Consider the following 10,850-nt stretch of genomic DNA (forward strand, 5'->3'; position numbering starts at 1 on the left):
CTTCATCACAGGTCATGATATACATCTTCTTGATTCGGTTTATCGCTATTTAACAAACCCAAGATTATTTGTGTTCATGTAAGCCGATTTGAACACTATCAAGGATTCCATCCTAGAAATATTTATACTTTCGGAGCTGAACCATTGAAGTAATATTCAGCCACTTTTGCCATAAAGTCTCGATGGCGATTCCCCGTCTGTTTCTTGGCAGCATCCTTGAACGTCTATCTAACGATTTGACTAAATATAGCAATCCTAAATGATTTGTGTAATTCTTGTAGGGGCAAACCCCCCGTGGTTGCCCCGATGCAGGCTGGGGTAGGCAAAGAAAGGCACTACCCCTACATATTTTTACAACTGATTTAGGATTGCTATATCATTTCTAGCATCCCAATCACACTGATCAGAACCGCTCATGTCCGAAAATCAGTTTCCTAACATTGTAGGATAACAGGGTTATATTTAATTGCCAATCCCTTATGCCTCGTTTAAAGCAGCCCGTACAATTAAGTGTGTGGGATGTTGGTTAACCTCCGCTGGGATGTGGCTTAACTTCCGCAGAAATTCCTTGATTTGTACGGGCTATCAGAGTCCAGCCTTTTTCTCTAGCGGGATTGAGCGGGAAATCACCGGCGGCCCAATCGCTGTGTTCACCAAGCAAAGGCGATCCGGAACAATAAGTTTCATTGCATCTATCTAAGGGTATCTATATTGCGATTACTTGAACCTGAAATGCCGATATTTTACTAAAGTTCGATCGTCTTCGATCGTCCTCTGGGTTGATGTAAGTGGCTGGCGAAATTTGTTCTAATAAATGTAAAGTTAGAGTTGAGGGAACAATTTTCAATGCGTAAGTTAAACATAGGTCTATCTGACGAGCAACGTGCAGGCGTTATCGAACTATTGAATCACGACCTAGCAGATGCTTATCTGCTGTTAATCAAAACGAAAAAGTATCACTGGGATGTAGTGGGCCCGCAGTTTCGATCGCTCCACCAGTTGTGGGAAGAACACTATCAGGCGTTAACAGTAAATATCGATGCTATGGCCGAACGGGTGAGAACTTTAGGTGGCTATCCAATTGGTACTGCTGAGGGTTTTCTGAAGTATGGCTCGATTAAAGAACATATCGGCGATTTGCCTTTAGCGACCGAGATGGTGTCGCGTTTAGTTGACGATCACGAACTGATTATTCGCAATCTCCGCCAACACGTCGAACAGTGCGGCGAAGAGTTTAAGGATGACGGAACCGCAGACTTTTTGACTGGTTTGATGGAACAGCACGAGCAAATGGCTTGGATGTTGCGCTCGTTTATTGAAGGGGAATCCCTGGCGCCAGACGGCCAGCAGCCGCAAGCTCAAACTCCTACAGCTTCTCATGCTTAGAGAGATTAAGTAGAAGGAAGAAGGAAGAAGGAAGAAGTAAGAAGGAAGAATGGAAAATTTAGATTTTTTTATTTAACCCTCTTTCCTGATTCTCGATCGACCAACTAGGCGGAATTAAACGCCCTCTAGCTTCCTCAAAAACCCGGTTTATTCAAAAAACCGGGTTTTTCCATATTGGGTTTATTTAGATTTTAGATTTCCTAAACTGTGGAATCGCATTCTTTCATATACTTGCGAGGGTAACATTTTGTGAACCTTCGTCCGCGTCTCAATCCTAGCAAGTGTCGTTCCTTCAGTCGATTCAGATGCTGGTTTTAACTCTAACCCTGATGCAGGTGGCGGTGTAACTATTATTTTTAATATACTTTCTATAAAGAGCAGATACAAATTGTGTCGCAAAAGTGCCATTGATAAATCTTCTTTGAAAGCTCTATAAAGCCAAGATAATGTACTCTGGTGATTGCCGCTGCGGTTACTTTTAACAGCTAAGTAAATGTAAAAATTGCTGCTAGACCAGCGATAAATGCTGCTGGGAATTTCGGGATGTTGCTGCCGGACATCTGCCATAATTAAAGAGTGAGATTTTGCCATTGCTGCATAGTTGCTAGACATACTGCTGGCAATCTGCCGATAGCCAACTAAGTATTCTGGCACGACTTTAAATTGATAATGTTCGGCTATGCGAAGGTGAAGTTCCCAGTCTTCGCAGCCTTGAGCGTTTTCTAGTTTAAGTTTGCCGTTGTAACCGCCGACTTTTGCAAAACAAACGCGGCGGATTAGAGATGAACTGGCATTGCCTATAAAATATTTATAAATTAATGATGTGTAAACTTCTCCTTCGATGGTGGAGTTATAAAATCCACCTGTGAGCAAGTCTTTTTCATTTATATCAACTGACCAAGAATAGACAACTCCGACAGATGGTGCTGAGGAATTCAGGCAGTTAACTTGTTTTTCTAGGTTTTGCGGATACCAAATGTCGTCGGCATCGATGGGAGCAATATATTCGCCTTTTGATTTTTCAATTGCTAGGTTGCGGGCGACGGCGACGCCGGCATTTGATTGGTGGAATAAGCTGACTCGGCTATCTTTTTGAGCAAAAGATTTGACGATTTTGGCTGTTGTATCTGTAGAGCCGTCATCAACTACTAAAACTTCTATGTTTTGATAAGTTTGAGATAAGACAGACTCTAAGGTTTTAGCAATAAAATTTTCAGCGTTGAAAGCTGGTATGATGACTGAAACTAATGGCAGATTTAACGTGTCTTGTGAGCTATTCATGTAATGTAAAAAAGGGTTTAGCTAAAAGTTTTGGTTCACAGGGAGCTGGCTAAGGGTATGTTAGCAAATTACCAAAGCTCGATCGTACAGTGTCGGAAATTTTAAGAGGTATATTTAAAATATATTGCTAAAAGTCATAAAATGTGCATTGAGTCCGCAGTCGCGATCGAGACTTGGTGCAGGAGTCACTCACGGATGAGGTCTGTAAAAGAAAGTTTACCGCGCAAGTGCTGACAGTTCCGGGGTGTCCGTATAAACGATGTTTGATTTTATACGGTACTCCTACTTATAAAATCAAAGTCTTGTGCATTGCAACACAGCCGCACCACAATGCTGCTGGGGCTTTTTCCCAACTTTACACAAACAATGATATATTTAAAGATTTTGTAAAGCTGTTGTCTACATCAGGTCAGTCTCAGCAAGATATGGCGTAAAATAGAGGTAAGAATGGGGAAAATCAAATCAAAAATACCAGCCAAAAATCTAGTTGAAGACAAACAGAAATCGAGTTATAAATAAAAAAGTAGAGCTGATTTTACCCTTTGTAAAGTAGCACCAATAAAATTCCAGCAAATTTTAGCCCCTGCAATTTAAAAAATTTAGGTAATGATTTCTACCGCCGACCCCACTGTATCCGTTATTATCCCAGTCCACAACGGGGGCGCTTACTTCCGCACCTGTTTGTCAAAACTGGCTCAAGCTGTGCCCAGGCCGATGGAGATTATTGTAGTAGCAGATGGCGAAAGCGACGGTTCCTGGCGTCTGGCCAAGGAATTCGGCGCCAAAGTCATCAGGATTCCCGAATGCGGAGGGCCAGCGCGGGCAAGGAATTTGGGCGCCCAAGCTGCAAAGGGAGATATTCTATTTTTTGTGGATGCTGATGTAGCTGTTTGTCCAGAAGCTGTGGGCTATGCGATATCGGTGTTCAAAAATAATCCCTACTTAGCTGCTTTCATTGGCTCTTATGACGATGATCCTGGAGATCCTGATTTTCTATCGCAGTACAGGAACTTGCTGCACCACTACGTGCACCAAACAGGTAACGAAGAAGCTTCGACTTTTTGGGGCGCTTGCGGAGTGATTCGCCGGGAAATTTTTTTGCAAATGGGTGGCTTTAATGAGAGTTACCGCCAAGCTTCGATCGAAGATATTGAGTTCGGCTACCGTTTGAAACAAGCAGGTTATAACATTCGGCTGTGCAAAACCTTGCAGGTGAAACATTTAAAGCAGTGGAAACCGATGGGCATGGTGAAAGCGGACTTTTTCTACCGAGCGCTGCCTTGGACAGAACTGATTTGGCGCGATCGCAAATTGAATAACGACCTCAACTTGCAAGTTTCAAACCGCATCAGCGTGATTTTAACTTATGCAGTCCTGCTGGCAATTTTGGGAACCTGCTGGTCGCTGAGCTTTCTGCTACTGGCTGGTTTGCTGGCGATACCACTGGTAGCAATTAATGCACCGCTTTACCGATTTTTTCACCGTAAACACGGTATCCTATTTGCCCTGAAAACTATTCCTTGGCACTGGCTTTTCTACTTTTACAGCGGACTGGCATTCGCGATCGGCACTGGTCGCTACTTATACCAAAAAAAGCCTGTGACTGGCAAAGTTAGCTTGCCAGTATCGGCTCAATAAATCAAGGCAAATTGTCCTTAAACATCAGGTCGATCGAGAGTTTCTCAGGGTATTCACGGGTGCATCTATCCCTTTGACAAGTTATAAATAACTGTATGGTTTCGATAAAAAAGCTGGAGGTAGGCTGAGTGAAACATTATCCTGTTGCGATCGTCGGTGCAGGCCCTGCGGGCTTGACTGCTGCCTACGAGCTCGTCAAGCAAGGCATTATCCCTGTTGTACTAGAAAAAGGTGATAAAGTTGGGGGAATAGCTCGCACCGAAACCTACAAAGGCTATCGTTTCGACATTGGCGGCCACCGCTTTTATACTAAAGTTGAAGCCGTGCAGCAGTTGTGGCAAGAGGTACTGGGAAATGAGTTTATTAAAGTGCCACGATTGTCGCGAATTTTTTATCGAGGTAAATTTTTTAACTATCCGATAAGTGCGTTCAATACTCTCTTTAATTTGGGCATAATTGAGAGTGCGCTGATTATTTTGAGTTATCTGAAAGTGAGAATTTGGCCGCTGACGGAAGAAAAAACTTTTGAACAGTGGGTGATCAATCGTTTTGGCGAACGCTTGTATAAAACATTTTTTAAGACTTACACTGAAAAAGTTTGGGGCATTCCTTGTTCCGAAATCCAAGCAGATTGGGCGGCGCAGCGGATTAAAGGATTGTCGCTGACGACAGCAATTATTAATGCTTTGTTTGGCAGCAACGACACTAAAACATTAATAAAAGAGTTTGATTATCCGGCTTTGGGGCCGGGGATGATGTGGGAAAAGTTCGCGGAAGCTGTGGAGAATAAAGACGGCAAAGTTTATCTGGATACTAAAGTAATTAGCTTTGAGCGTGAAGGTAATAAGATTAAAAGTATTACTGCGGAGCAAAACGGAGAATTAATTCAATATTCTGCGGATAATTTCATTACGAGTATGCCGATATCGGCACTGGTAGCAAGACTGAAACCGCAGCCACCAGAAGAGGTATTGCACGCCGCGCGATCGCTCAAATATCGAGATTTTTTGATTGTATCACTGATTGTCAATCGCAAGGATTTGTTTCCTGACAACTGGATTTACATTCACTCCCCCGAAGTCAAAGTGGGACGAATTCAAAACTTTAAGAATTGGAGCTCCGCTTTAGTTCCCGACCCCAGCAAAAGTTGTTTGGGAATGGAATATTTCTGTAGCGTAGGCGACGAGGTTTGGGAAATGTCGGACGCGCAACTTATCGAATTAGCAACTCGCGAGTTGGTTGGTTTGGGTTTAGCAACAACTGCCGAGGTTGAAGATGGAGTTGTCATACGGCAACCCAAAGCTTATCCAGTTTATGATGGCGAATATCGAGGACACTTGCAGGTACTTGAAGGTTTTGTGAAGGGAATTGAGAATTTGCAGACGATCGGGCGAAACGGTATGCACCGATACAACAACCAAGACCATTCCATGCTGACGGGGATGCTGGCTGTGAGAAATATTCTCGGCGAAAAGCACGACTTGTGGGATGTGAATACTGAGCGATCGTACTATGAAGATTTTAGTGTCGATCGCTCAAAAGAAAAGAAGGATGCGGATTTGATTTCGCAGTCCATATAGCCAGCCGAGATAGGGATTGCCATGAAAAAAGCGAACCTGCCGAACTTAATCGGCTCCGCAGCAAGCATCTTCGTGCTCCTGCTTTCAGTGCAGCGGTTTGTCCCTATCCAACTCGACTTAATCGAAGCGATAGCCGCGATCGCTTCTGCTTGGAGCGTTTGGCTGCTTGCTAAAAACAATCCCGTAGGCTGGTGGATCGGCTTAATCGGAGTTATCGCCTACGGTGCGGTGTTTTATCAAGTTAAACTTTACGGCGAAGTAGCGCTTCAATCCTTCTATTTAATCACGAGCTTGCAAGCAATTTATATTTGGCTGCAGGGCGGCGAAAACAGCACTGAAAAACCTGTATGTCGAATTTCTCAACGCTGGCTCCTCCTCACCGCAGTCTTAGTTGCAGTTGGCGTATTTGGCTTGCGAACAGTATTAATATCTTTGGGCGGAGCAGCACCCTTTTGGGACGCCCTGACAACCATCTTAAGCGCGATCGCCCAGTTGTACCTGATGGAACGCTATCTCGAAAGCTGGTATTTGTGGATTGTTGCAGACACGATTTACGTTCCCTTGTATGCCTCGCGGGGGCTATATTTGACGAGTATTTTGTACGCGATTTTTTTGTTTATGGCAATTCACGGACTACAAAATTTTCAGCGTATTTACTCAGAACAAAAGTTAAAACAGCAGCAATCTTTATGATACTCGGTGTTACTGTAGGCAAATTTTACCCCTTCCATAAAGGACACGACTACTTAATTCGAGAAGCTAAAAAGAAGGTTGACCATTTAATCGTTCTCGCCTGTTACAAAACAAATCAAGCAGTTGCAGGAACCGTTAGAGCCGACTGGATTCGGTTTTTGCATCCCGACGCAGAAGTTATCGAAGTGCTCGACGATTTACCGGAATCTCCCGAACCTTGGGCTCAGAGGACTCTTGAGGTGCTTTCCGGGCGAAAACCCGATATCGCTTTTACTTCAGAAGATTACGGCGAACCTTGGGCAAAACTGATGGGAGTTCAACACTGTGCAGTCGATCGCGAACGACTCAAATTCCCGATTTCTGGAACGCAATTGCGATCGCACCTAACCGAACACTGGCAAATGTTGACTCCCCCAGCCAAAGCCTACTTTGCCAAACGAGTCTGCGTGCTGGGTGTAGAATCGAGCGGGACGACTACCCTGGCACGATCGCTCGCACAGCACTACCAAACTGTTTGGGTTCCCGAATACGGCAGGTGTTACTGGGAAGGCAGGCAATATTCGCCCGATCCTGAAATTTGGGACAGCTATGAATTTGTAGAAATTGCCAAGAAACAAGCTGCTATAGAAGACGATATTGCTACTCGCGCTAACCAAGTCGTTATTTGCGATACAGATTCTTTAGCTACTTGTATTTGGCACAAACGTTACCTTGGTTCGGAACACCCGACACTCCAGCAAATTGCAGACAGTCGCCGCTGCGATTTGTATATTTTGACTCAGCCGGATTTCGGGTTTGTTCAGGATGGAACGCGAGAAAGCGAACATTTACGGATGATTATGCACCAGTGGTTTGTTGAGGTTCTTCAGCAGAAAGGAAAGCGGTATATTACTGTGGGAGGAACGCACGAGCTGCGAATGTCGGAGGCTCTACGGGCGATCGATTCACTGTTGGTGTTTGAACCGTTAAAGGAGCTAGAGTAATGATTAATTATGAAGATTTTAGTGTTGCTCGCTCAAAAGAAAAAAGCGATTCGTCTTTAATCTCGCAATCAAGCTGATTTGACGCTGGAGGGTTGAGAAAGGGAAAGGAAATCTGTATTTTCCTTTCTTTTTTAGTTTTTAACTGGTTGAACAGGTTTTAACTGGTTCCCCGGAAGCTCCTTGAAACCCATTGACCGAGGCTCTGCCTCGTTTCCTGGTCTGGTACGCCTTCCCAGGAAGTTCCCAGGAAGATCGCGGGAACGAGAGAAGAAGCTTGTGGCAGCGGTGTATCTTTAAGAGTTCACGTAAAACTTGAAAATCTGTGCTAACTCTTGACTTACTGACTTAGAGAGTGGAAATATGCTAAAACGCAACCAACAAACGAACCGACCTATGAACTTTTCCCAGAACTCAGGGGGCCAAAGTGCCACACCCCCAAAAATCAAGTCAACACAGAATCTCGGCGCCGCAGGATTGCGGAAATTACTTTTTGCCGCCGGAATAGCCTCTCTGTGCGCTAGCTGTCAAAATCCTCCAGCACCAACCGCCACCACACCCGGAGCCAGCCCCGGAACCAGTCCTGCAGCCACTCCCGTCGCAGTCAGCAGCCCCGGAGACCCTAATACTGTCAAAATTGTCTCCATGCTGCCGATGACAGGCAGCGCCTTGGGTCAATCTCAAACAATGGTCAACGGCATCCAACAAGCACTCGCCGAAACCGACTCGAAAGCTTGCGACGGCAAAATCCAAATCCAATACGAAGTTTACGATGACGCCACCGCCGCCGCCGGCAAATGGGACCCGGCCCAAGTAACGTCGAACTCCAACAAAGCCGTCGCTGACAGTTCGGTAGTTGCCGTCATCGGTCACTATAACTCCGGTGCCGCCAAACTTTCCATTCCCGTGCTCAACCAAGCTAACATCGTCATGATCAGTCCGGCAAACACTTATCCGGGACTGACTAAACCAGGAAAAGGCGAAGCCAAAGAACCCAACGTTTATTATCCCGCAGGCACTCGTAATTTCACCCGCGTTGTCCCCGCTGACGACCTTCAAGGGGCTGTAGCTGCCAACTGGGCGAAATCTTTAGGCGTGCAAAAAGTCTACATTCTCGACGACCAAGAACTCTACGGCAAAGGCATCGCTGATGTTTTTGAAGCAACTTCTAAAAAGTTGGGAATTCAAGTCCTCGGAAGAGAGGGAATTGATATTAGAGCTAGCGACTACAAGGCGTTAATGAATAAGATCAAAGCTTTAAATCCCGACATGATTTACTTCGGTGGCACTACTCAGAGCAATACCGGACAAATAATTAAAGACATGAGAAATGTCGGAATGACGCCTGAGGCAGTTAAGTTCATGGGGCCCGACGGCATTAAAGATCAAGCTTTAATTGACGCGGCAGGCAAAGATGCCCAAGGAGTTTATGCTACTTTTGGCGGCTTGCCTCCTCAAGAATTGACTGGTGTGGGTGCGAAATGGTACGAAAGTTACAAGGCAAAATATAATGCTGAACCCGAAGCTTATGCAGCATACGCCTATGAAGCTGCTAAAGTGGCGATCGGCGCAATTAATAAAGTTTGCAAAAATGACCGCGCTGCTATCCGCGAAGCTGTCTTGGCAACTAAAGATTTTAACGGGGTACTCGGCACTTGGAGTTTTGACACCAACGGCGACACGAGCTTGACTACAATGTCAGGAAATGTTGTTAAAGGTGGCAAGTGGGAGTTCGTGAATGCGCTCAAGACCGAATAATTAATCAGAGGGAAGAAGGAAGAAGGAAGAAGGAAGAAGGAAGAGGCAAGAAGGGAGAAAAATAATTCAATTTTTTTAATTTCCCAATTCCAATTTTCCAATTTTCCCTTCCCTATTTCGCCTTCCTAATTCCCAATTACCAATTCCCAATTACTCAAAAACATGAAGAACTGGAAAAGTATTCTCTTATATCTAGGTGTAGTTTATATAGTTTTGCTATTAGGCCCGATCGCAGGATTTGATTTGCCAAAAATTGTTGGACAAATAGTCAGCAGTCCTGAAGTTTTTATCCAACAATTATTAGTGGGTCTTGTCAACGGCGCGCTAATTGCAATTATTGCTTTGGGTTACACGATGGTTTATGGCATTATTGAGTTAATCAATTTTGCTCACGGCGATTTATATATGTTGGGGGCTTTTGCTTCCCTAACCGTGTTCGGGGCTTTTGGGATGCAAGATGGCGCACCTTTAGGTATTGCTATACCGGTAATGTTAGTCGCTTTAATTGTATGTTCGGTGTTTTGTGCGGGGCTGAATATTGTTGTGGAAAAGTACGCTTATCGGCCCTTGCGAAATGCTCCCCGTTTGGCTCCTTTAATTTCAGCGATTGGAGTTTCTTTTATTTTCCAAAATATGGGTCTGTTTTGGGGAGGATTGAAAGCTTTTATTCCGGTGATGGGTTCTAATTCTGCTGCACCGAAAAGTTTTCCCGATTTGTTACCGCGAGTTGATATTTTCAAAGCTTTGGGAATTCAAACGAGTATTGTATTTACTACGAAAGATTTAATTGTGTTGGTGGTGGCGGTTGTATTGATGGTTTTGCTTCATGTGTTTGTGCAGTACACTCGTCTGGGAAAGGCGATGCGGGCAACTGCTCAAAGCCGCGATGCCGCTAAAATTATGGGCATTAATGTGGATCAGATTATTGCTCTGACTTTTTTGATTGGGGGAGCTTTGGCGGGTTCGGCTGGGATTCTGGTTGGTCTGTACAACAATACTATTGTTTTTACGATGGGGTTTACGGCGGGTTTGAGGGCTTTTACGGCGGCGGTTTTGGGGGGAATTGGCAATATTGTCGGGGCGATGTTAGGAGGGGTTTTGATTGGGTTGCTTTCGTCTTTGAGCGATCAGTATTTGTCGAGCCGCTGGACTAATGCTTGGGTGTTTGGGGTTTTGGTGGTGATTTTGGCTTTTCGGCCAGGCGGCTTGTTGGGCGAGAATGTTCAGGAAAAGGTTTGAAATTGCAGGGTGGAATTGATGGCAAGAGATACTTATCGGGACTTAAACAAAAAATACGAGCTAAATAAGTTCTAATGCTTGAAGAGCAAGCATATAACGTTAAAGAATGAGCAATGAAAGAGACGATCCCCGCCGCGATGCCCCCCTGCTTTGATAAATGGTGTCAAAGATTTGACGAGATATTTGGTCATCAAGCCCAAAAACGGGAGTTTAGGAACTATTTAGGGCTTGCTGAATAATCGAGTGCATATTGCGTCGCGAAAGGTTTCGAGCGCGCGAGCGAGAATAAAGTGCA

General features: G+C 44.7%; 8 protein-coding genes. 7 read left to right on the forward strand and 1 reads right to left on the reverse strand.

What is annotated here, in order from left to right; all coding sequences use genetic code 11:
- The first annotated feature begins 846 nt into the window (after positions 1-846).
- Positions 847-1,386 carry a Dps family protein gene (locus QUB14_RS23580; RefSeq protein ID WP_190663350.1) on the forward strand — a complete coding sequence of 180 codons (540 nt, stop codon included), beginning with the start codon at positions 847-849 and terminating at the stop codon, positions 1,384-1,386.
- 180 nt (positions 1,387-1,566) lie between these two features.
- On the opposite strand, the gene QUB14_RS23585 is transcribed toward QUB14_RS23580, so the two are convergent.
- A complete protein-coding gene (locus QUB14_RS23585; protein WP_333219762.1) occupies positions 1,567-2,667 on the reverse strand; it encodes a glycosyltransferase family A protein in 1,101 nt (366 codons plus the stop codon).
- Between the two features lie 606 nt (positions 2,668-3,273).
- Between QUB14_RS23585 and QUB14_RS23590 the strand changes: the two genes are divergently transcribed.
- The 6 genes from QUB14_RS23590 (at position 3,274) to QUB14_RS23615 (ending at position 10,555) form a co-directional block, all read left to right on the forward strand.
- Complete coding sequence (locus QUB14_RS23590) at positions 3,274-4,305, forward strand: glycosyltransferase family 2 protein (protein WP_333219764.1); 1,032 nt, start codon at positions 3,274-3,276, stop codon at positions 4,303-4,305.
- A gap of 128 nt (positions 4,306-4,433) precedes the next feature.
- Positions 4,434-5,885, forward strand: a complete 1,452-nt coding sequence (locus QUB14_RS23595) for an NAD(P)/FAD-dependent oxidoreductase (RefSeq protein WP_333219765.1) — start codon at positions 4,434-4,436, stop codon at positions 5,883-5,885.
- Positions 5,886-5,906: 21 nt separating this feature from the next.
- Positions 5,907-6,578, forward strand: a complete 672-nt coding sequence (gene pnuC, locus QUB14_RS23600) for a nicotinamide riboside transporter PnuC (RefSeq protein ID WP_333219767.1) — start codon at positions 5,907-5,909, stop codon at positions 6,576-6,578.
- Positions 6,575-7,561 carry an AAA family ATPase gene (locus QUB14_RS23605; protein WP_333219769.1) on the forward strand — a complete coding sequence of 329 codons (987 nt, stop codon included), beginning with the start codon at positions 6,575-6,577 and terminating at the stop codon, positions 7,559-7,561. The genes pnuC and QUB14_RS23605 overlap by 4 nt, the downstream gene beginning before the upstream one ends.
- 393 nt (positions 7,562-7,954) lie before the next feature.
- Positions 7,955-9,316 (forward strand): branched-chain amino acid ABC transporter substrate-binding protein, encoded by a 1,362-nt coding sequence (locus QUB14_RS23610; protein WP_333219771.1) that lies wholly within the window; start codon positions 7,955-7,957, stop codon positions 9,314-9,316.
- Between the two features lie 162 nt (positions 9,317-9,478).
- Entirely contained in the window at positions 9,479-10,555 is a 1,077-nt protein-coding gene (locus QUB14_RS23615) for a branched-chain amino acid ABC transporter permease (protein WP_333219772.1), read from the forward strand.
- Positions 10,556-10,850: the final 295 nt, after the last annotated feature.

It is taken from the genome of Microcoleus sp. B3-D2 (assembly GCF_036705345.1).
Lineage (GTDB): Bacteria > Cyanobacteriota > Cyanobacteriia > Cyanobacteriales > Microcoleaceae > Microcoleus.